Source organism: Bacillus sp. AFS088145 (assembly GCF_002564465.1).
In the GTDB taxonomy this organism is placed as follows: Bacteria; Bacillota; Bacilli; order Bacillales; family Bacillaceae_G; genus Gottfriedia.
The window spans coordinates 123,556-146,926 of sequence record NZ_NUUX01000021.1 but is presented as its reverse complement, the minus strand read 5'-3'; the positions used below and the strand labels follow the sequence as shown (position 1 = coordinate 146,926).

Genomic DNA, 23,371 nt, shown 5'->3' with positions numbered 1-23,371 from the left:
ACGTTTGTTTAAATTGTAAATTCTTCCACTAAGAGTTAAATATGCCCACCTGAATTTTCATTTGGATATTTTTGAAGTATGTCTTCTAATTAATCATTTCATTTTACATCGATACAAAAAACAGCCCTATCTATAGGGCTGTTTCATCATCTTTTATACAGGATAAACACCATGCTTTTTCGTAGCAGGAGTTTCATATGATTCTGAGTAATAAGCAAAACGCTTAATTAGCTCTGTACGTAGCTCTTCTGGCTGAATGACTACATCTACTACTAGCTCAGATGCTAAGCGGTAAATATCGATATCTTCAGCATACTCTTTACGTTTTTCTTGGATAAAGGCAGCTTGTTCTTCTTTTGGTAAGCTTGCAATTTTCTTTGCATACACTGCGTTTACTGCTGCTTCAGGACCCATTACAGCGATTTGAGCAGATGGGAATGCAATGACACAGTCTGTTTCAAATGCAGGGCCTGCCATTGCGTAAAGTCCAGCACCGTATGCTTTACGAACGATAACTGAGATTTTTGGAACAGATGCATTACTCATGCTATAAAGCATTTTTGCACCATGGCGGATAATCCCTGCACGCTCTACTTTTGTACCAATCATGAAACCAGGTACGTCCATTAAGAATAATAAAGGAATATGGTAAGCATCACATAAATTAATAAATTTAGCTGCTTTATCCGCTGAATCATGGAATAATACGCCACCTTTAACTCTCGGTTGGTTTGCGATAATTCCTACGCTACGTCCATCTAATCTAGCAAAACCAGTTACTAGTTCAGGTGCAAATAGCTTTTTAATTTCAAAGAATGAATCTTCATCAACTACTCGGTCAATAAATTCATAAATAGAAAATGGTACGTTTTGATTGCTTGGTATAATTTCTGCTAAAGACTTCTCCTTTTGAACAGGATTTTTAGCCTCAACAACAGGAGCCCCTTGCTTGAAATTAGTTGGTAAGTAAGATAAATAATCTTTTAACTTAGCAATTGCTTCTTCTTCTGACTCACACAATACATCTCCGCAGCCTGAAACTGAACAGTGCATTCTAGCTCCACCCATTTCTTCGAGTGACACTTTTTCACCAATTACCATTTCAGCCATACGAGGTGAACCTAAGTACATTGAAGAATTACCTTCAATCATAAATACAGAATCACAGAATGCAGGAATATAAGCTCCACCTGCTGCAGATGGTCCAAATAATAAGCAGATTTGAGGTACTTGACCTGATAGCTTAATTTGGTTGTGGAATATACGTCCAGCACCACGTCTACCTGGGAACATAAATACTTGGTCCGTAATACGTGCTCCTGCAGAGTCCACTAAATAAATTAAAGGTACAAGCATTTTTAAACATGTTTCTTGAATGCGGATGATTTTTTCTACTGTTTTTTCGCCCCATGAACCTGCTTTTACAGTTGAATCATTCGCCATTACACATACGGTACGGCCATTAATTTTACCGATTCCTGTTACGATGCCATCTGCTGGAAATTCGTCATTCATACAGTTCGCAAAGAAACCATCTTCCACAAAACTGTCTTTATCTAAAAGTTGATTAATTCTTTCTCTTGCAAAGAGTTTACCAATTTTTGCATTGCTCTCATGATATTTTTCTTTCCCACCAGAAAGTATTTGTTCTTTTCGAGCTTGATATGTTGCTTCGTTTGACATGCAATTACTCTCCTTTATATTGCGGCTTACGCTTTTCTTGAAATGCTACTAAACCTTCCATACGGTCGTTTGTATGCAGTAAAGTTTCATATTCATAAGTTTCTAATCTTAGCCCTAAATCTAAAGGAAGATCGAAACCGCGTTGAATTGCCTTTTTTGCTGCACGGATTGCAAGAGGACCTTTACTTGCGATTGTTTCGCATAGTTCAAGCGCCTTATTTTGTAATTCATCTATTTCAACAACATGTTCTAGAATGCCGTAGCCTTCAGCCTCATGTGCATTTAAACGTTTGCCAGTAAAGATTAGTTCCTTCGCTCTTCCAAGTCCAATTAATCGTGGAAGTCTTTGTGTACCACCAGCACCTGGAATAATCGCTAAAGATGTTTCTGGTAAACCAACGATTGCTTCTTTATGCGCAATTCTTAAATCACATGCTAAAGCAAGTTCAAGTCCTCCACCTAGGGCAACTCCATTGATTGCTGCTATTGTTGGCATAGGTAATCTTTCAACTTTTTCAAAAAGTGTCCCGATTTTTTCAACAGTTTCTCGAGCCTCACTCTCAGTCATGCCTCTTCTTTCTTTTAAATCAGCACCACTACAGAAGTAAGATGAACCACTACCAGTAAATATAACAGCACGTACAGATGATTTCTTTAACTCATCCATTTGGCTATGAAGAGCATCTAGTAACTCACGTGATAATGAATTAGCTGCATTTGTACGATTTAATGTAAGAATTCTAATATGACCGATATCACTTACTAATAAACTTGATTCCATTTAAATACTCTCCTTTGAACCATTCCATACGGAAAATAGCTTACTAACTGGTGTTAAGTTCATTTGTTCAGAGATATATGAAGTAGCCTGATGAAGTTTCTTTTCATCCACATTAGTTGTAATACCTAAATTATGAAGTAGTGAAACAACATCTTCAGTAGCTACATTTCCACTAGCTCCTGGTGCATATGGACAACCACCTAGTCCACCATTTGATGAATCAAATTTTTCAATTCCGAATAGTAAAGAAGTATATAAATTTGAAACAGCACGACCATATGTATCATGGAAGTGCATTGCAATTCGATTAACTGGTACTTCTTTAACTAGATTTTCTAAAAATTGATTTACCTGAAGCGGATTAGCAATTCCAATTGTATCGCCTAGAGAAATTTCATCTATTCCACACTCAAGTAATTGGTTTGCAAGTTGGATCACCTTCATTTGGTCTACAGCACCCTCATATGGGCAACCAAATACAGTTGAAATATATGCTCTTGTAGTCTTTTTATTATTTTTACATTCTGTAATCATTGAGCGAATATCGCTCATTGAATGCTCGATACTCGCGTTTTTATTTTTTAAATTATGTGTTTCGCTAGCAGATACAAAGAAATTAATTTCATCTGCATCTACTTCAAATGCACTCATTAACCCTCTTTTATTAGGAACAAGAGCTGCATAAGTAACCCCATCTTTTTTCTTAAGCCTTGTAAATAGCTCTACCGAGTCACTTAATTGAGGAATCCAGTCTGGTCTCACAAACGAAGAAACTTCAATATAAGATAAACCACTCTCTACTAATAAATTGATCCACTCAAGCTTCTTTTCAGTGGAAACAAACTGTTTTTCATTTTGCAAGCCATCACGTGGACCTACTTCTCTTATAAAAGCCGATTGAGGTAGCTTCATCACTAATAACTCCTAACCTAGTTTTTCAACTTGAATTAAAGAGTCGCCCTCGTTTACAAAATCGCCTTCGTTAACGAACACATTTACGACTTTACATTTATAAGGAGCAGCATGAGGAATTTCCATTTTCATTGATTCTAAGATTACATAATCTTGATCACTACTAATTTCGTCCCCTACAGATACAAGACATTTCCATACGCTTCCAGCCATCATTGCAGTTAAGTTTTCCATTTTTAATTACCTCATTTCACTTTTTGATATTCACTAATAAAACTTGTTGTATAGTCGCCTTCTTGGAATGCATTCGTTGAAAGAATATCAATCAAAAACGGCAGATTTGTTTTAATACCTTCAATTTCTACCTTTTTAAGATAATTGTGCAGTTGAATTACTGCTTCTTTTCTTGTATTAGCCGTAACAATCACTTTCGCTAAAAGTGGATCATAAAACGGTGATACAACCCATCCATCATAAAGATGCGTATCAATTCGTACACCAATCTCCTCTGGGAAGTTACAGTGTTGAATTGTTCCTGGTGATGGGAAGAAAGTTTTAGGATCCTCAGCATATACCCTTACTTCGATAGAGTGACCATTCATTTCTACATGAGTAGGACGAATTGGAAGTGTTTCACCAAATGTGATACGGAACTGCCATTCAACTAGGTCAATTCCTGTAATTCCTTCCGTTACACCGTGCTCAACTTGTAATCTAGTATTCATTTCTAAGAAATAAATATTTTCTTTTTCATCAACTAAAAATTCAATTGTCCCCACGTTTACATATTTCATTTGGTTAGCAATCGTAAGGGCATATTCTTCAAGTTTCTTTCTACCTTGTGGAGAAAGGAACGGTGATGGTGCTTCCTCAACAACTTTTTGGTTTCTTCTTTGAATTGAACAATCCCTTTCAAATAAGAAAACAGCGTTGCCATGAGTATCAGCAGCGATTTGTGCTTCAATATGTCTAGGTTTAATAATCGCTTTTTCAATGAATACATCATCATTCGCAAAAAATTGAAGTGCTCTCGTTTGTGTTGTTAAAAATTCTTTTTCTAGCTGTGCCTCGTTTTCGATTAACTTCATACCAATACCGCCGCCACCACTAGAAGCTTTTAACATAACAGGATAGCCAATTTGTTCTGCTATTTCTCTTGCTTCTTCAACCGATTGAATTGGATGAGAATTTCCTTTAATTAATGGAATGTTTAATTGCTCCATTATTTGTCTAGCTCTAATTTTTTCGCCCATCATCTCTAAATGCTCTGGCGTAGGACCAACAAATAAAATACCTGCTTCTTTACATTTTCTAGCAAAATCACTATTTTCTGATAGGAAGCCATATCCAGGATGAATTGCAGTTACATTATTTTCTTTTGCAATTTGTATAATTAAATCTGCGTTTAAATACGTGTCTTTCGTATGATTTCCTTTTAAAGAAAAAGCTTCATCACTTAACTTAACATGCAAACTTTCTTTATCAGCATCTGAATAAACTGCTACAGTTTGATAACGAAGCTTTTTACATGTTTCGATAATTCTACATGCGATTTCCCCGCGGTTTGCAATAAGTATTTTGATCATATTCTCTCTCCTTATCGGCATCCTAATTGACGTGCAATTACCATACGTTGAATTTCTGACGTACCTTCACCAATTTCAAGTAACTTAGCATCACGTACTAAACGCTCGATGCCATACTCTTTCATATAGCCATATCCACCATGAATTTGTAATGATTCATTCGCAATTTTGGAAGCGATTTCAGATGCGTATAACTTAGCGAATGCCGCTTCTTTTGTAAACGGTTTTCCATTGTCTTTTAACCATGCAGCTTTATGCACCATATTTCTCGCTAACTCAATTCCCATTGCCATATCAGCTAATTTAAATTGAATAGCTTGGAAACTAGATAAAGGTTGTTTAAATTGTTTACGTTCTTTCGCATATACTAATGCTTTATCAAAAGCTTTTTGTGCAATACCTACTGCAAGTGCTGCAATTGAAATCCTACCACCATCTAATGTATATAAGAATTGGCCAAAACCTTTATCAGGATTGCCAAGAATATTTTCTTTTGGAACACGTACGCCATCTAATACAATTTGAGTCGTATTAGAAGCACGAACACCCATCTTGTCATAAGGATCTGTAATTGTTAATCCTTCTGAGTCAGTTGGTACGATAAACGCACAAATATTTTTCTTTCCTTTTTCATCAATAGAAGTATAAGCAGTTACGATAATTGTGTTAGAATACTGAGCATTTGTGATCCAGCATTTTTCACCAGTAATCACATACTCATCACCTTCTAAAACTGCTTTTGTTTGTGTTCCACCAGCATCAGAACCTGCATTTGGCTCAGTTAAACCGAAAGCTCCAAGTGTTTTTCCTTGCGCCATTGGAACTAAGTATTTTTGCTTTTGTTCCTCTGTACCAAAATAGTAAATTGGAGAGGCACCTAATGAACATGTTGCAGCAAAACTTAAACCTGTTCCTCCACATGCACGCCCTATTTCCTCTACAGCTAACGCATAACTAATTGTATCGCCACCGCTACCGCCATATTCTTCCGGGAACGGAATTCCTAATAAACCTAATTCACCCATTTTTTTGAACGTTTCAATTGGGAATTTGCTATCACGATCAAGTTCCTCTGCAAAAGGCTCAATTTCCTTCGCTGCGAAATCTCGTACCATTTCTTGAATCATTTGCTGTTCTTTAGATAATAAAAAATCCATGTGTTAGTCACTCTCCTTTTAATATTTAGGTACGTTTAAAAAAACGTAAGAATGTCTCCAACTGCAGCATATAGCAGTGGAGTCTCATATTTCGTGTATAAGAAATAAATATTTTAGTCTTACAATTGATAATATTCGCTATTTTCTACCATTTCCCTTTAATCTATGTTCGACAAATTGAGACAAGAGAGGAAATGATAGGAAAATTTGAGGAGTGGTGGGAAGATAGTTGAAGTGCTACTGAACGGTGGACTTCAAGTAAGTATTAGGGGGTTGCAAATGAGTTCTGATTCACTGCAAATAAGAAGTCCGTACGTGAAATAAACGAGGTTACGTTGCAAATAAACGGCGTGCTGCAAATAAAAATGGCAAATCTGCAATTAAAGTTACGATATCTGCAATTAAAAATATCAAAACTACAATTAAATTTGTTAAAAATGCAATTAAAATGATAAATTACCTATACGAGTTGGGGTATTAAACACTAAAAATCGCACGATCCTTTCATACGGAAAACTAGCCAATTGTTCAAATTCTTTTTAAATCAATTAAAGAATTGATATGAATCTATGATTTATAAATAGATGCATGACAATCATGTTTTCCTCTTAAAAAACAAAAATCACTTCATTTTTTAATGAAGTGACTTATTTCTAGTTAGTAATTATTCCTTTAATGGAACAATAACAGAACCCATTAAATACTTTTGTCCACTACTATTCTTCTGAACTACTAAAACTTCATAGGAACCAGCCTCTTTGGTTGAACTAGTTGCAGAGTATTTAAAGTATAAAGTATTACTCTTTTCTTTAAATGTGGGAATTTCTACCACACTAAATCCTTTTAACTTTTTATATGCCGAATTTAACTCATACTTTGTTTTTTGAGAATTTTTCCTACTAAGATTAGCATCCATTTCAAATTTAAAATTATCTTCACCTGTGTTATAACTTTCTAAGTACCACCGGTAATCATTTTCTATATTATTTGCCAGATCGACCAATTCAAAATGATAATCGCCTGTTTTTAATTTTAAAAGTCTACCATTATTATTACTTAATTCGATACTATTAAAGAAAGGTATATACTCACGTAATTCAAATGTAAATATACCATTATCATGAATTGATGTATCAATTACTTTCGTTTTTTTACTAACTAATACATTATCACGAAATAATCTAACATTTGTAATCGGTGCTTTATTGTAATTATCGTAGAAATATAAAGTTATTCTTTTCGTATACTCATTTTTATTAAAGAATAAATAATTTTTTTCTTTTTTAATTTCTCCTTCTAATTTAGCAACAGCAGAAAGCATGGGATGCGTAGGGTGATTATTTTTCGGGGAGTTGCATGCTGTAAATATAGCAATGAGTGTAGCGGTTAGTATAAATAAACAAAGCTGTTTTTTCAATAATATTCCTCACTTCTTTTTTTCCTAATTTAAATTTCAAAATTAAAAGAATAAACTATTTGCGAGGATATCTGAAAAACCATTTATACGTTCCGTCACGATCATTCGCCCTGCTGTACAAAGTCTTTTTTGAGCCAAGTAAAGGTTTGTATGTGTATTTGTACTTTTCTACTTTAATTTTATTAGCACTCCATAATTCATAGATATAACCTTTTTGTGCAGTAAATTCTACAGTTGATGTTTTTCCCCAACTCTTACCAAATGTTCCTCCCAGATTTGCTTCGGCAATTTTTTTGATTCCAAATTCAGTAGAACCGGAAAGGGTATATGTAGAATTTGAAGTAGAAGATAATGTAACTGTCGCTTGTGCATTTACAGTTTCAAATGCATCTTTATCCCATCCATTATATTTATATGAGTATGCGTAATAATTCCACTTTGTATCTTTCCAGGGACCTAAAAGTTCAGAACTGCCAAATTCATTAGTCGATCCATAAGTAACACTAGGACGACTATTTGAAGGAACAACTGCTGCCAGTGCAGATAGTGGGCCGAATGTAGAAAAAATAATTCCATATGATAAAATTAATCCAAGTCTTTTTTTCTTAAATTGTTTCACTAAAATTCTACCTCCTTCTATATTTATTTCGGTATGTTTCAATAGTAATTAACAAATATTTTTGTATAATTTGTTACAGATGATATTCAATAAACAACATTGAAACGTTAATTTACATTAGTTAAGGACGGTTTAGAATATAGTAATTGTTACTATGTTTGAATGAGTATGTATAAAATACAAAAAGGGCACCTATCCATCAAATAACGATGAAAAAGACACCCTAAACATAATTTTATTACTTATTAACAAGCATACTCAAATGCTCAGCAGCCGATTTAATATCTTCTTTCCCTAATATCGCAGAAACAATCGCAACACCATCAATATTTGTTTCCATTAATTCAGAAACGTTTTTTTCATTAATTCCACCGATGCCTACGATTGGAATTTTTACTGCTTCACGTATTCTTCGTAACTCATCTAGTGCTAAATATTTTGCATCTAGTTTGGTACTCGTCGGATACACTGAACCAATACCAACATAATCCGCACCTTGTTCCTGTGCAATCATAGCTTCTTCTAATGTTGATGCAGAAACGCCAATGATCATGTCTTCTCCAACAATCTTTCTAGCTACGGTTAAAGGTAAGTCTTCTTGTCCGATGTGTAATCCATCCGCTTTAATTGCCAAAGCGATATCTAAACGGTCATTAATAATCAATGGAACGTTATATTTTGAAGTTACTTCTTTTACTTGCATAGCAATTTTGTAAAAGTCTAGACTACTACAATTCTTTTCTCTTATTTGTACGATTGTTGTTCCACCTTTAATTGCTTCCTCAACAGATTGAACTAATTCTCTTGATCCTAATACATCTCGATCCGTTACTAAATAAAGCTTATAATCTATTTTACTTTTAATTATAGCCATTCGATTTTCACCCCTGTTAGAAGTGTATCAACAGAAGCTTTAGATACTTCATCAAATAAGTTTACTTTAAATGTGCCAATTCCTTGTCCTTCAGTTAGGCGAGCCTTAGCAAACTCTCCACATAGGCCCATTGTAGTAATACCGGAAACAGCTGCTAGGAAATAATCATTCGTTGCACCAGCATAAGTTCCAATTAATGATGTACTCATACATCCAGTTCCAGTTACATCAGCCAGCATTTTATCTCCATTTGAAATGGTACATACTCGGTCTTGTTCTGCAATAATATCTACCGCACCTGTAATGGCAACTACTGAGCCTAATTTCGCTGAAAGAGATTTCGCAATTTCAATACCGTCTTCTTCGCCGGCTACAGAATCAACACCTTTAATTTGAACATTTAAGCCAGCAATCATTTTAATCTCTGACATATTTCCACGAACTACAGCAAAACGTACTTCTTTCAATAATTTAGCTGCCGTTTCTGTACGTAGAGTTGTTGCTCCTACACCAACAGGATCTAATATTACTGGTACGCCTAATTGATTAGCTTTTTTACCAGCTTTAATCATTGATTGAATTGTTCTTTCATTTAATGTTCCAATATTAATAACAAGTGCTGAAGCAAAAGATACCATTTCTTCTACTTCGGCTAAATCATCGGCCATAACTGGTGATCCACCTAGAGCTAAAACCATATTTGCACAGTCATTTACAGTTACATAATTTGTAATGTGATGAACTAAAGGCTTTTTCTCTTTCACGCTTTCAAGAATTTGACTCATTTCATTCATAGTTAACATTTTTTTCTCCCCCGATTCGCTTTGGAACAAGCTTATTAATAACAAACTGGACAACTATATAAATCACACAAATTAAAATCATACTTGGAACAGTAGCCCCAAGGAAGAAATCTAATTGGACAAACTTGCGATAAATGAAAACTCCTAAAATCCATGTAATAAATGCAAGCCAATCTATTTTCAACGATTTTCTTATATTTGTTCTTTTTAGAATAAAGTAATCTGTTAATAAAACTGCGTACAACGGTGCAAAAAATGAACCTATTGTATATAAGAATCCTTCATATTTCTCGATTGGGAAAATAACAGCCAATATTGTTCCAATGGCGGTAACGATAAGAGCTATCTGTTTTCCATTTAACTTCGGAAAAATGGTTGTAACTGATATTCCAGCAGAATAAGCATCCATGAAAGTCGTTGTAACAGTCGCTAAGACAACGATACCGACTGCAAATAATCCTAGATTTGCACTCATTAAAACAGCAACCGGGTCTACTTCATTAAATGCTAATGCTGCGCCTAATCCAATAATATACATCCAAGAGCTACCAAACATATAACCTATAAAACTACCAATTGCACCATCCTTTGTTGTCTTCGCAAATCGAGTATAATCACTAATTAAGGGAATCCAAGATAATGGCATAATCACCGACAATTCAACTGCTTCTCCAAAAGATAATCCAGAAGTGCTTGGTTGAGTTAAGATTTTATCACTTTTAAAAATGACAAAACAAAGCACAATTGTTAAAACAAATAGTAAACCAACCGCTAAACTATTAAGTTTTTTAGAAGCATTTTGTCCAAAGTACAACCAGATTGCGATTAATACTCCAATTACTAAACACCAAACCCATAGGTGGTCAAACCGATAATCTTTTATTGTAACTAAATTGATTGAGCGAGCTCCAGTTAAAATCATAATTGCTGTCCAGCCTAGTAACTGTAGAACATTCAAAATCGAAAACAAATAGCTACCATAGTTACCAAATGAAATTTTTGTAGATTCCATGGCTGACAATCTTTGCTGTGAACCAATGACTCCACCTAAAATAAGCAATAATGTTCCAAGTAAATGCCCTACTAAAATGGCCGTCAAACCTTTCTTAAAACCTAGTGGTGCTACTAGAGCACCAGTCATAATTTCTGCTACAGAAACTGCCGCACCAAACCAAAGTGTTGTAAAGTTCCACTTCGTCATTTTTGCATTTTGATTAGACATATTGAACTCCTGCCTTTTCATACAATGAGTAGAAATGATGTACAGGACCTACACCTTTTCCGATTGAAAAGGAATGTTGGATTGCTAATGTTATATAGTTTTTCGCTTCTCTAATTGCCTCATTTAATTCAAGTTCATTTGCTAAATTAGATGTAATGGCTGAAGATAAAGTACAACCTGTACCATGGGTATTAATTGTATTGATTCTCACGCTATTAAAGCTTGTGAGCTCCTCACCATTAAAACAAATATCAGTAGCTTCCCCTTCTAGATGACCACCCTTTACAAGGACGTTCTTAGCACCTAACGAGTGAATTTGAATAGCAGCTTCTTTCATCTCTTCAATCGTTGTAATTTTTCTACCAGTAATAACTTCTGCTTCAGGAAGATTTGGCGTAATAACAGTTGCTAACGGAATCAACTCTTGAATTAAAACTTCCTTTGCATCCGGACTTAATAAGTCAAATCCACTTTTTGAAACCATAACTGGATCAACTACGATTTGCTTTGGTTTATATTGCTTTAGTTTCTCAGCAATGACTTTAATCGTCTCTATTTGAGATACCATTCCAATTTTTACAGCATCGACTTCAATATCAGTAAAAATTGCATCTAACTGACTAGCAATCATCTCTGGTGTCATATCTTGTACTGCAAACACTCCTTGCGTATTTTGAGCTGTTACTGCCGTGATAACACTCATTCCAAAAACACGATGAGCTGAAAAAGTCTTCAAATCCGCTTGAATACCTGCACCACCACTTGAATCAGACCCTGCTATTGTTAATACTTTCTTCAATTTTCTTCCCCCTATTTCATGAATAGAACTCTTTGATCTTACAGATAGAAGATGAAACTTGATTTTAAATACAAAAAAGCACAAATCCCATAAGGACTTGTGCTCGAACAAATCAATGTTATGAATACAAAATATGCATTCTACCGTTCACTTTCCTACGCTGGCATTATCCAGATCAGGTTAAAGGGTCAAAGACTTCACGTGTCTTAATCTCAGCCGAACATTTACGGCACCCCTAGTACTATTCAATTATTTAAGTTGATTACTTTATCATCTTAATGAATCCTTCTACTTTATTCAAGTATTTAGACAGATTACTTTAAATTTAATCTTTTCTAGTTAACGCTATATTTCTATTTTCGAATAATTTGTATCACAATTTGAACTACAAGTTTTTGCGATTGAGCAAGAACCACATTTACCTTTTTTTGTTTTCTTTACATAGCGTAAAAGTGTCCACCCTGCATATCCAAAAATAAGAGCCCCTATTATAATATTGACAATCATAAGTAGATACCCCTTTCTTTAGTAGCCTAAGAGACTTCCAACTTGATAGATAATTAGCGCTAATATATACGCTATAACTAATGCATATCCAACTGAGAAATACGTCCATTTAGTTGAACCTGTCTCTTTACGAATTGTCGCAACAGTTGCAAGACAGGGTACATACAATAAGACAAATACCATAAAGCTAAAAGCAGAAAGTGCAGAAAACTGTGTAGACAATATTCCTTGTAAAGAATGTGCATTTGGCACATGATAGATAATATTCATGGCAGAAACGACAACCTCTTTCGCTAAAAATCCTGTTAGTAAAGAAGCACCTGCTTGCCATGTCCCGAAACCTAAAGGTGCAAGTATTGGTGTAAGTATTCCCCCAATCATTGCTAAAAAGCTATCATCCATCGAAACACCTAAACCACTTGGTCCCATATAAGATAATAACCAAATTACTACAGAACCACCAAAAATAAACGTACCTGCTTTTCGAATAAACCCTTTACCTTTATCCCATGTGCTTCTAAACAAAGCTTTACCTTGTGGCATACGGTACGGTGGGAGTTCTACGACAAATAATGAAAACTCACCCTTTAATATAGTAGATGAAAAGATCTTAGCTAATACTAATGCAACTACTATTCCGAGTATATACAGTGAAAAAACAACTATTGCTTGATTTTTCGCAAAAAACGCGCCAACGAAAAGTGCATATACTGGTAAACGCGCCGAACAAGACATTAATGGTGTTAACAAAATGGTGAGTAATCTCTCTCTAGGCTGTTCAATCGTTCTAGCAGCCATAACTCCAGGTACATTACAACCAAACCCTATAATCATAGGTATAAATGCCTTTCCTGTTAAACCAACCATTTCCATCGAGCGATCCATTACTAAAGCCGCTCGAGACATATATCCAAAATCTTCAAGGAATGATATTAGTAAAAACAAAATAAAAATTTGTGGAACAAAGACTAAAACTCCACCAACCCCGGCAACAATACCGTCAAGAATAACTGCTTTTATAAAACCTGATGCATGTATTGCATTTAAGCCGTTTGTTAGCCAGTCTGTTACAGGTCCTGATAAAAAACCATCTAATGCGTCAGATAAGGGTAACCCCAACCAATCAAAAGTAAGCTTAAACATTAAAAACATTGTCACTAGGAAAATAGGAATACCCAAAATTGGGTGTGTAACAAATCGATCAATGCGATCAGTTAAAGTAACTGCTTCATTAGATTCTTTCTCTACAGATCTACCAATTAAATTTGAAATCACTTCTTTTCTTACAGAATAAATCCATTTTGAAGGTGACACACCATGTTCACTGTTTAATTGTTCCTCTGTTATGTTAATTACTTGGTCAATTTTACTAAAATCGTAGGATGAAGCTATAAATTCTATTACCTCTTTATTGCCCTCTAAGATTTGTATTGCAGTCCATCTTTTAGGAATAGATAAAGTTGAAGGTAATAGAGTCATAATATTTTTAATACCGTCTTCAATAATTATTCCATAATCAATTACAAACTCAACTTCAGATTGAGGAATTGTCTCTATTAATTCATTTACCTCGTTTATTCCCTTACCCGATCTAGCATCAATTGGAATAACTGGTACTTGTAATATCTTTGAGATACTAGAAGGATCAACTGAAATTCCTCTCCTTTTAGCAACATCGACCATATTTAGACCAATAATCATTGATTTATTAAACTCTAGAAGTTGAAGAGTGAGCATTAAATTTCTCTCTAATTGAGCAGCGTCAACAATATTAATCATCCCATCAAATGTTTCATTTACAAAAAAATGTGAAACAACGGCCTCATCTTTTGAAAGAGGGCTTAGAGAATAGATACCTGGTAAATCAATTAGATTTCCAAGTTTATTTTTAATAGTCCCTACCTTTTTTTCAACGGTAACCCCACTCCAATTTCCTACGTATTGGTATGTACCTGTTAAATTATTAAATAGAGAAGTTTTTCCTGTATTTGGATTTCCAATAAGCGCTATATTTAACATATTTTTTCTACCTTTATCCCTGATGCATCTAGAAATCGAATGCCAAGTGATTGTCCGCAATTTTCAATCATACAAGGTCCCTTGAACGGCATTGTACATTGTAAGCAGACCATAGACCCTTCACTTATCCCTAGATCTAAAAGACGTCTCTTCACTGCCTCACCTAGTGATGACAAATCTGTTATTTTAGCTTTTTCGCCTTTTTTTAATTCTGAAAGTAACATAAGTGATTCCTCCGGATCAAAACTTATTATATATAAACAATCAATAATGATAATCCTTATCAATATCTTTATCTTAAGTTAAGTCAAGTTAATTGTCTACCTGCTTTTATGAAAAGGTTACCTTTAGAAAAAACCCCAAAAATTGAGTGAATAAAACCAAGAAAAAACCTACAAAGATCATTCAATGTAGGTTTTTTTGGAAAACAATGATTAATTAATTGTTTATTATTTTAGATCTTTAACTTCTTTTAATACACTTTCTAATTCGTCACCAGCTTGGTTAAGTGTATCTGCATTCAATGGGGTTACTTTTACTCCTGCTTCAATAATATGAAGTGGCGTTTCAACTTTTTCATAAAGTGATTTGTCTTTATCTTTTACCGAGTCTTCGAATTTTTCCCATGATTTTTCAAGTGCTTCTCCGCTATCTTTCGCTTTTGCTTCATCATTATTCGAAATTTGTGTTTTTAATTCTGAAATCGTTTTGATCATATCATCAGAACCAGTTTTAATTGCATCGTCTGTTTTCGTTCCACATGCAGATAAAGTTAAAGATAGTCCTAAAGCCATTGCTGCGACTAGTTTTTTGTTAGATAACATTTTTCGTTCCCCCCGAATTTTCACTACTTTTTTTATTGTTTTTATTTGAGAATCTATTATAAATCACTGCAATACAAGCTATTAATAACAAGATCATTTGGGGTATAAAGCTCTCCCAAGTTGAATAAATCGCAAAGAAATCAATTGTTGGAATAGGAGCCTGCGTCGCCGGAAGTAATCCAGATAGCTGTAAACCATGAATTCCCATACCCGCAAATTTAAAGCATAAATAGAACATTAAAATACTTGAGACAAGGAAAAACGGTCTCATTGGAATTTTCAGGCCAACCTTTAAGATTAAATAGCTTAGTATTGCTAAAATTGCGAATCCTAACCCAATTCCTATTAATAAAGTTGATAGCTTAATTGAAGATGCCATTCCAATAAAGAATAGTACAGTTTCAGTTCCCTCACGGAAAACTGCTAAAAACGCAAGAATTGATAAAGATAATAAACTACCCGTATTTAATGCTTTATCACTCTTAGTTTTAATATATTGTTGCCATTGCTTCGTATTAGATTTGCTATGTAACCAGTAACTCATATATAAGAGCATGACAGCAGCAAATACTCCAGTCCAGCCTGCGATTAAGAAGTTATTACTTCCAAAAGCACCTGCTGAGAATAAAATGTTTACGATAACACCTAGTATGATACTGACACCTAATCCGGCTCCAACACCAAACCAGATCCACTTACTTTTCTTTTCTTGTCCAGACTTTTTAATAAAACCTAATAATGCTACAACTACTAGTAATGCTTCTAAGCCTTCTCTAAGTAAAATTGTTATAGCATCTAACATTGTATAACTAGTTTTAGACGCTAATGGTAATAGATAATCACGCATATCTGTAATTGTTTTTGTAGCCGCTTTTACATCAGGCGTTTTAGCAGTTAGCATTGCATATGAAGTAACCATATCTCTTTCAGCGTCAGTGTAAACTGTTTGAGATTGTGTTAATACAACACCTTCAATATTGATCCAAGATTTTCTAAACTGATCAATCTCCGAAGTTGCTCCTGATACATTATTATCTTTTAAATCTGATAACGCTTTGTTTAATATTTCGATTAAATCTTCAACACTACCAGTACTTTTTGAATCTAATTTTGAACTAGCGAACTGATGAGAAATAAACTTTTCATTTACATCTTCTAATTCTTTAAGTGCAGTAACAAGTGCACTTTGATTCACTGTCTTTTGAGCTAGGTTATACTGAACCATTCCCATAGCTTCCTCGATTTTGCCATACGCATCAATCGATCTATTTTTTATTCCATCCTCTTTATCAAGCCACTCGTCGTTGAATTTTTTATATTCCTGCTCAGCAGATTTAAAATCTCCTTTTTGAGCAGATTGGATTGCACTTTCTACAAAAGAATTTGCATGTGTTAAATCCTCTTCAGGGCTTGCAGCAAAGGTTTTGAACGGTAAAACTAATAATAGTAAAGCTGTTAAAGTTACATTAATAAGAGCCTGCTTCATCGTTGATTTTCCCCTTAAATATAATGATAATCATTATCACCTCTTGATAATAAAGCTATTTCAGATTTTAGTCAATTATATTTTTATTAACTATTTTTAATATGACATTCCTTCATTTACAAAATCATACTGTCTAATTAAAGAATCACGGTCTACATAAATTCGTTCAGGATGTGGATGACTTAGAAAATTATGATGTGAGATTGCCCAGCCATACGCTCCCGCATAGCTAAACAGCAAAATGTCGCCTACCCGTAATTTAGAAATGATGACTTCTCTAGCTAATACATCATTTGGTGTACAAAGTTCTCCGGCTACTGTAATCTTTTCATCGATTACTTCAGGTCTTTCAAAAGAATATGGCCACTTTCCTACTGGGATGACGGTAAATGGATGGCTTTGCTTCCAAGCTGCAGGAAGTCTTAAATGATGACTTCCACCTCGTAGAATACAAAAATACTCACCATGATTTTGTTTAATATCTAGGACTTCCGCTGCATAATAGCCACACGAAGAAGTAAGATATCGACCGCACTCAAATAAAGTATTCCAACTTTTATCATTATGTTTTTCGAGTACTTTTTCCAATTGTTCCGTAAAATCTTCCCAATCAAATTGCTTATCTACCTGTAAGTAATTTATTCCAATTCCCCCACCGACATTTACGTATGTGATGTCTAAGTTCCACTTATTACTCCACTCTTTTGTTAATCCATAGCAATGATCTACAAAAGATGCATGTGATTTTGAATCCGTATTATTCGACATAGCATGGTAATGAAAACCTTCTAATTTCAAGTTTGGTAATCCCTCTATCAAGGAAATCGCCTTATCTATTTCTGTCTCATCAATACCAAATTGTGTTGGCACTCCAGCCATTTTTAGTTTAGCTGACGGTACAGAATGACGTAAATTAACTCGTAATAATATTGAAACAGAGACATGTTTTTGCATTGCTATATAATTAACAAGTTTTATTTCATGTAAGCTTTCAACATGAAGTAAGGTTACTCCATACTCTATTGCCATTTCGATTTCATGACGTGTTTTTCCAGGGCCACCGAATAGAATTGGTATATTACAATCAATATTCCTTACCTTTTCAATTTCTCCTAACGAGGCTACTTCAAAACCATTCACAATAGGTGCCAATGCTTTAAGAATCATTTCATCTGAATTTGCTTTTATTGCATAAAATAATCGACAGCTTGAAGGAAGAGTTGTCATTAATGAATTTACATGATTTCGTAATTTTGTTAGGTCATAAAGATATGCACAAAATGGACGATCTTGCTCTCGACTTTGTGTTTGCACAATATTTGCAATCATTTTCTTACACTCCTATGAATAATAAAGTTATACTTTTAAGATTTCTCTTCTTTTCAACACAATCATTAAAGTAGTTAAGATGCAACCAAGCCCCATTACACTTCCCGCCCAGAGAATTCCCAAACTTGATGCTATTGCTCCAATTAATAATGCACCTAATGGAATAAATCCACGATCCATTAAAGCAATACTCATAATTCTTCCCCTGAGATGATCTGGAACCTGCTTTTGCAGTGTAATTCGACTCAACGTTCTGTATGTTTGACTCGTTAAACCAACAAGGAACATTGCCAAACCTGCAACTAGATAATTATTTGTTCCAATAAATAATAGCAATGATAGACCAAATCCAATATTTGAATAAATTAGCCATTTACCCGTTTCGATAATCTCTTTCCCAATAGATAACCAGCTTGTCCCAATTATTGCACCAATGGAAGAAATCGATAATAAAACACCAAATCCTTCAGGACCGAGATGCAATAACTCTTTAGCAAACAGTGGCATCATTGTCGTATATGGAAAACCAAATACCATTGGAACAATTGCTAATATAAGCAATGATTGGACTGATGGCTTCTTCCTTACAAAATCGACAGCTTCTTTTATTGTTATTTTTTCATCTTTATCTTTATATTTAATCAATTGGTAGTCTGCCCGAATAATTGCTAAAGAGATTAAGACAGCAAATGTACCCCAAGCATTGATATAAAATAAATTTGCTATATTTATAATACCTAACAAGATACCAGCAATTGCAGGTCCAATAATTCGCGATAGATTAATAATCATTGTATTAACTGCAAGTGCGCTCGCCATTGAACTTTCCGGTACAAGGTTTGGTATAAGCGCATTTCGAATTGGTGGATCCATAGCTGCAAGCATCGAGCGTATCGCCACAATTAGTGCAAACAGCCAAAATGACGGACCTTTTGCGACAAGAAATCCGATCACAAATGTTAACAGCATCATTCCAACTTGAAGCCATATTAACAATTTTCGACGATCAAACCTGTCAGCCATTATTCCCGCTGGAACACTCAATAAAAATGTTGGAACTAATCTACAAGCGTTCATAATGCCTAAATGAATTGGAGAATTTGTAAATTGCAAGACAGCCCAATTTAATGCAACTAAATCCATCCAATCTCCAACTCTTGAAATTAAGCTTCCTGTCATAAAAATATTGAAGGATTTTGATTGAAAAGCAAAACGTGAATTTTTTTTATTCTGTACTTCAATTTGTGCCATTGTCATTTCGTTCCTTTTTACTTAAATTCATGAAGAGGATTTGGAACAATTGCGTAAGAATATCCTTTCTTCGCAGGATCTAGTCGCATTTTTGTAAGTGCCTTATGCTCAACTTTCATTTGATAAAGAGCTTCACGGTCACATGCCACATTTTCTGTTAACGTCGGGTCTGCCTTTAATTTGTCAAAAACTTTATTACAGATTCGATGGATTTCTTGCCATAGTTCTCTTTCATTAATACCGAACTCATTACAAACTTGTAAAATTAACTCTCCTAAATGGTTTTGAAATACCGTATAAAATAATTTATTGTGCACTTCTTTCAAGTCATCTGTCGCCGTTATCGAACCGGCGTAAAGCTCTACATGTAAATTGTTTTTCTTAAGCCTTTCTTTATAAATTCGTAGACCACCCCAATCACGGAAAAGCATCCGGACAGGTTGACCGTTCTTAAATACCATCACACTATTTTGCAAATGTCCCTCTAAACCGATGCCATATTTAACTAATAGTGTTAAAAATCCAGGTAACGCAATATTTACATATTCTGAAACAAATTGATAAGCAGCCTGTGTAATTGATTCATTTGTCGTTTTAGCATACTGTTCAATTAATTCCGAGACGATGATCTTTTCTGAAATTGGTGATTCTGAAAATAGAGAACTTCCGACAATTGCAACTTCATCATTGAAAGTAAATGACTCAATATTTTCGCGTAATACTGCAGATAAATTCCTATTTTTTTGCTTGTCATTTTTTTTTTTGAAATTGTAACCAGCAATCTCATAAACTGGTACAAACTGTTTACTTAATACTTGCTCAATTTCCATAATGGACTTTATTAATCTAGTAACAATCGTAGAATTATTCGTTGTATTTGCAGAAATTGTACGAACAGTTGAGGTCATTTGACTGTTAACTGCAACTTTAATTGCATAGTTCATGCTCCCTTGGTTCCCGAGTGGTACAACAGTTCGGAAAGAAGATGTTGATCCACAAGGAACGTGAAATGATTGGATTGGAACAATAGTCTGATCATTCAATTCTTGCTTATAAACTACAGAAATAGCGTTTTCTAGTTGCCATGGATGCACTGGAACGATTACATATTCTTCTAAACGATGGCCTTGTAGCTGAAATTGTTGCTCAACTACATTTCTTAATTCAGGGTAAACCTTAAATAGTAATTTATTTGCATCTTCTTCTAATTCATCTTTCACACACCATTCAACACGTTCTTTTAAAATGCCGACAAATTGAATTGCAGCTACTCCATCAAACTCAGGTGCATATTGAAAAACATCCTCAGCTTTCATATCGATTTTCGTCTTTGTACCTGGATGAAGATTATGCCCTTCAACCGAAAGTTGTTCAAAAAATAAGCTACTGTCGAATGCTGAATTTAATTTTTTCTCAAACAGAACCCAGTCTAAAACATTCGTAATCTTAAATTCTGAAGCTCTCTTTTGAAGCTCTTTTTTCTTTTGATCCCAATACGCGTAGGATAATGCAAGATTCGCACTTCCATTAATTAGTTCCTTTGCAAGCTGCTCCCAAGCAAATTTTTCACTTTCGTATTGGAACTCTTTTTTGTGACGAACAATTTCCAACAGTTCAACCGAGTGATTTATTGGTGTTACTTCTTTCTCAGTAACAAATAATATTTCACCGTCGACCTCAATTCGATTAAACGCATAAGTACGACTTACCGGAATAACCAAACATTCATCCTCATTTAGAGAATATAGTTTATAAGTTTTGCCTGATTGTAGGTTATAAGATTGAATCTGTTGAATAACCATTCTCCAAAAACTTGTAATAGCTGGTACATTTAGTGCATAGATCGAGTCAATAACGTATAAATCATGTGAGTTTGTAGAAAAATTAAGTATGTTTTCTCTTAACATTGAACCTACGAGACGGTTTAAAATACCACGTCTTCCTTTTTCCAGGTTTACCATATAATTTGGAATTAGATTTGGCATATTGCCTACTAAAAAAGTAAGATTCGCAGCTTCATCTCCCAATAGTTCTCCGTTACGTAGTTTTTCAAATGATTCATATAAAAAATCTTTTTCTAATAATACTTGGCTTAAACTTGCGCTCATTCTCCGATTTCTCCTTTCCAGTACTTCATTGGATTTGGAACTTTCATAAATGAATAAGCAGTACTATCTCCTTGTAATCGCATCGTTGCTAAAGCTTTTAAGTTAATCATTGGTTGGAAAAATGCTTTTTCATCCAATGATGCTTGTACTTTAATCAAGGGATCCTTTTTTAATTCCTTGAATATCTCTCTACTAATGTTAACAATTTCTTCCCATAGCTCTCCTTCATCGAACTCTAATGTACGTACTATACAAGTTATTAGCTCAGCAAAATGATTCTGCATAACTGAATACGAAATTATATTATGTAACTGGCTTTCCTCATCTGTAACAATAGATGAACCAGGATAAAATTCTGCTTCAAAACCTTGTTTCCACATTCTTGACGGAAGTATTCGAATTCCACCAAAATCTCTCACTAAAATGCGTACTAGCTCACCTTCTCTAAAGACCGTGACACTATTTTGCATATGACCTTCCAGACTAATTCCATAACGTACCATCATTGTTAAAAAGCCAGGTAATGACGTTCTTGCATATTTACGAATAAATAGTTTAGCAGCATCGTTCATATCATCTAAACGATTTACACTAGCTAATTCTTCAATTAACTCGATTACAATTGGCTTTTTACTTATTGGGGATTTTGAAATTAATGACGCTGCCGCCATTGGAATTTCATCCTCAAGTAGGACATAGTTTTCGGGATTTTCTCTTAAAATAGAAGCTAAATTTGCTTGAAGTTTCCATTGCTCTTCCTCAGAAACATTTAAACTTTCGTGCTTAAAATGAGTTCCCGCTCGTTCTTCTAGCACAATAAATCTCCCATCAAATCCATATTCTTTTTCTTGAATTGCTTTAAATATTTTTGAAAGCATTGGACCATTTACGACAGAATTAGGTGATACTGTACGTATGGCACTTGTTGTTTGCACGTTAACTGCCGTTTTTATATGATGTTTTTTCTCTCCTAAATTTTGAATCGGAGCTAAAGAACGAAATGACACTAATGATTGAGTTGGAATTACAAAATCACTGATTGGAATTATTTTTCCTTGCTTAAACTCTTTTTCATAGAATACATTCAGTGTATTTTCAAATTGCCATGGATGAACTGGTATCAATTCAAAATCACTAAGCTGTAAACCTTTATTATGTAAAACCGCTTCAACAGCAGGCTGTAAACTTTCATACTCTTTATATAGCCAATTTGTAATAGTAGTTTGATCAAAAGATGTCGTTCGACAAAGGTCTTTTGATACTGCAATAACGACTACTTCTGGTTTGCCACCCCATTCTGGTGAGTATTGAATTACCTCTTCTACACTAAGGCCAAACTTTGTTTTTGCACCAGGGTGTAAAGGATGCCCTTCAACTACACATTGTTCAAAAAATGCAAGTGGACTAAATTTTTTGTCCTGTTTCTTTTGATGTAGAGCCCATTCTATTGAAGAATGAACCGAAAATTGTTTAGCCTTTTCCGCTAATTCATGATGATTTAACGTAGCACCAGTTAAAGCCAACGTTAGATTAGCAACACCGTTTTGAATTTCGTGTTTAAATTGTTCATACTGCTCTGTAGTTGCATCCTCCAACATACCTTCATTCTTTAATAACTCAATCAGTTCAACAGGATGCATTAGTTCGTTATACAATGTTTTGTCAATTACAATTACATCACCAGTTAGATCGAATCTTCCAAGTGAGTGTAATTTGCAAACAGAAACTTGCAGAAGTCTTCCACTAGGTAGATTTACGTTAATTTTTGACACTTCGCCATTTATCCAAGTAATTCTTTCATCTGGTATTAATTTTTCTCTTATAAACGCTTGGAAAAGACGTTGAAAAATTCCTCTTCTTCCTGCTTTCACATTAGAAAGATAGCCTACCAATAATTCAGGTTTTTCGCTTTTAAGATAATCCAAAGTTTTTAACTCTTCCTGATCTAAGTGATCATAATTTGTTAATCCATCTTTGTTCTGAATATTAATCAT

At 34.4% G+C, this 23,371-nt stretch carries 21 protein-coding genes and 1 riboswitch; all 21 genes read right to left on the bottom strand.

Annotated features, from left to right (window positions below; translation table 11 throughout):
* Window positions 1-153: 153 nt before the first annotated feature.
* A complete protein-coding gene (locus COI44_RS13810; RefSeq protein WP_098428482.1) occupies window positions 154-1,683 on the bottom strand; it encodes an acyl-CoA carboxylase subunit beta in 1,530 nt (509 codons plus the stop codon).
* 4 nt (window positions 1,684-1,687) lie between these two features.
* Window positions 1,688-2,464 carry an enoyl-CoA hydratase-related protein gene (locus tag COI44_RS13805; protein ID WP_098428481.1) on the bottom strand — a complete coding sequence of 259 codons (777 nt, stop codon included), beginning with the start codon at window positions 2,462-2,464 and terminating at the stop codon, window positions 1,688-1,690.
* Window positions 2,465-3,376, bottom strand: a complete 912-nt coding sequence (locus COI44_RS13800) for a hydroxymethylglutaryl-CoA lyase (RefSeq protein WP_098428480.1) — start codon at window positions 3,374-3,376, stop codon at window positions 2,465-2,467.
* Between the two features lie 12 nt (window positions 3,377-3,388).
* A complete protein-coding gene (locus COI44_RS13795; RefSeq protein WP_025568303.1) occupies window positions 3,389-3,610 on the bottom strand; it encodes an acetyl-CoA carboxylase biotin carboxyl carrier protein subunit in 222 nt (73 codons plus the stop codon).
* An 11-nt stretch (window positions 3,611-3,621) separates the two neighbouring features.
* Window positions 3,622-4,962: an acetyl-CoA carboxylase biotin carboxylase subunit gene (locus COI44_RS13790; protein ID WP_098428479.1), complete on the bottom strand. Its 1,341-nt coding sequence runs from the start codon at window positions 4,960-4,962 to the stop codon at window positions 3,622-3,624.
* An 11-nt stretch (window positions 4,963-4,973) separates the two neighbouring features.
* Window positions 4,974-6,119 (bottom strand): acyl-CoA dehydrogenase family protein, encoded by a 1,146-nt coding sequence (locus COI44_RS13785; RefSeq protein WP_097975124.1) that lies wholly within the window; start codon window positions 6,117-6,119, stop codon window positions 4,974-4,976.
* Window positions 6,120-6,783: 664 nt separating this feature from the next.
* Window positions 6,784-7,536 carry a hypothetical protein gene (locus COI44_RS13780; RefSeq protein WP_098428478.1) on the bottom strand — a complete coding sequence of 251 codons (753 nt, stop codon included), beginning with the start codon at window positions 7,534-7,536 and terminating at the stop codon, window positions 6,784-6,786.
* A 55-nt stretch (window positions 7,537-7,591) separates the two neighbouring features.
* Window positions 7,592-8,155 carry a hypothetical protein gene (locus COI44_RS13775; protein ID WP_098428477.1) on the bottom strand — a complete coding sequence of 188 codons (564 nt, stop codon included), beginning with the start codon at window positions 8,153-8,155 and terminating at the stop codon, window positions 7,592-7,594.
* Between the two features lie 238 nt (window positions 8,156-8,393).
* The gene (gene thiE / locus COI44_RS13770) at window positions 8,394-9,029 is read right to left on the bottom strand and encodes a thiamine phosphate synthase (protein ID WP_179887124.1); all 636 of its coding nucleotides are present in this window, start codon (window positions 9,027-9,029) and stop codon (window positions 8,394-8,396) included.
* Window positions 9,020-9,832, bottom strand: coding sequence for a hydroxyethylthiazole kinase (thiM, locus tag COI44_RS13765; RefSeq protein WP_098428476.1), 813 nt, complete (start codon window positions 9,830-9,832; stop codon window positions 9,020-9,022). Before thiM ends, thiE begins: the two co-directional genes overlap by 10 nt.
* Window positions 9,816-11,054, bottom strand: a complete 1,239-nt coding sequence (gene cytX, locus COI44_RS13760) for a putative hydroxymethylpyrimidine transporter CytX (RefSeq protein ID WP_098428475.1) — start codon at window positions 11,052-11,054, stop codon at window positions 9,816-9,818. Before cytX ends, thiM begins: the two co-directional genes overlap by 17 nt.
* Window positions 11,047-11,853 carry a bifunctional hydroxymethylpyrimidine kinase/phosphomethylpyrimidine kinase gene (gene thiD / locus COI44_RS13755; RefSeq protein ID WP_098428474.1) on the bottom strand — a complete coding sequence of 269 codons (807 nt, stop codon included), beginning with the start codon at window positions 11,851-11,853 and terminating at the stop codon, window positions 11,047-11,049. Before thiD ends, cytX begins: the two co-directional genes overlap by 8 nt.
* Window positions 11,854-11,988: 135 nt before the next feature.
* A riboswitch (TPP riboswitch) is annotated at window positions 11,989-12,100 on the bottom strand.
* A gap of 98 nt (window positions 12,101-12,198) precedes the next feature.
* A complete protein-coding gene (locus COI44_RS13750) occupies window positions 12,199-12,360 on the bottom strand; it encodes a FeoB-associated Cys-rich membrane protein (RefSeq protein ID WP_098233419.1) in 162 nt (53 codons plus the stop codon).
* Between the two features lie 18 nt (window positions 12,361-12,378).
* The gene (gene feoB, locus COI44_RS13745; RefSeq protein WP_098428473.1) at window positions 12,379-14,379 is read right to left on the bottom strand and encodes a ferrous iron transport protein B; all 2,001 of its coding nucleotides are present in this window, start codon (window positions 14,377-14,379) and stop codon (window positions 12,379-12,381) included.
* Complete coding sequence (locus tag COI44_RS13740; RefSeq protein ID WP_097975109.1) at window positions 14,373-14,603, bottom strand: FeoA family protein; 231 nt, start codon at window positions 14,601-14,603, stop codon at window positions 14,373-14,375. Before COI44_RS13740 ends, feoB begins: the two co-directional genes overlap by 7 nt.
* A gap of 225 nt (window positions 14,604-14,828) precedes the next feature.
* On the bottom strand, window positions 14,829-15,203 hold the full coding sequence (locus tag COI44_RS13735; RefSeq protein WP_098428472.1) for a hypothetical protein: 375 nt from the start codon (window positions 15,201-15,203) through the stop codon (window positions 14,829-14,831).
* Window positions 15,193-16,689, bottom strand: a complete 1,497-nt coding sequence (locus COI44_RS13730; RefSeq protein WP_098428471.1) for an FTR1 family iron permease — start codon at window positions 16,687-16,689, stop codon at window positions 15,193-15,195. Before COI44_RS13730 ends, COI44_RS13735 begins: the two co-directional genes overlap by 11 nt.
* A 96-nt stretch (window positions 16,690-16,785) precedes the next feature.
* Window positions 16,786-18,018 (bottom strand): type III PLP-dependent enzyme, encoded by a 1,233-nt coding sequence (locus COI44_RS13725; RefSeq protein ID WP_098428470.1) that lies wholly within the window; start codon window positions 18,016-18,018, stop codon window positions 16,786-16,788.
* 27 nt (window positions 18,019-18,045) lie between these two features.
* Window positions 18,046-19,275 carry an MFS transporter gene (locus tag COI44_RS13720; RefSeq protein ID WP_286163913.1) on the bottom strand — a complete coding sequence of 410 codons (1,230 nt, stop codon included), beginning with the start codon at window positions 19,273-19,275 and terminating at the stop codon, window positions 18,046-18,048.
* 11 nt (window positions 19,276-19,286) lie between these two features.
* Window positions 19,287-21,377, bottom strand: a complete 2,091-nt coding sequence (locus tag COI44_RS13715; protein ID WP_098428468.1) for an IucA/IucC family protein — start codon at window positions 21,375-21,377, stop codon at window positions 19,287-19,289.
* Window positions 21,374-23,371 carry an IucA/IucC family protein gene (locus COI44_RS13710; RefSeq protein ID WP_179887123.1) on the bottom strand — a complete coding sequence of 666 codons (1,998 nt, stop codon included), beginning with the start codon at window positions 23,369-23,371 and terminating at the stop codon, window positions 21,374-21,376. The genes COI44_RS13715 and COI44_RS13710 overlap by 4 nt, the downstream gene beginning before the upstream one ends.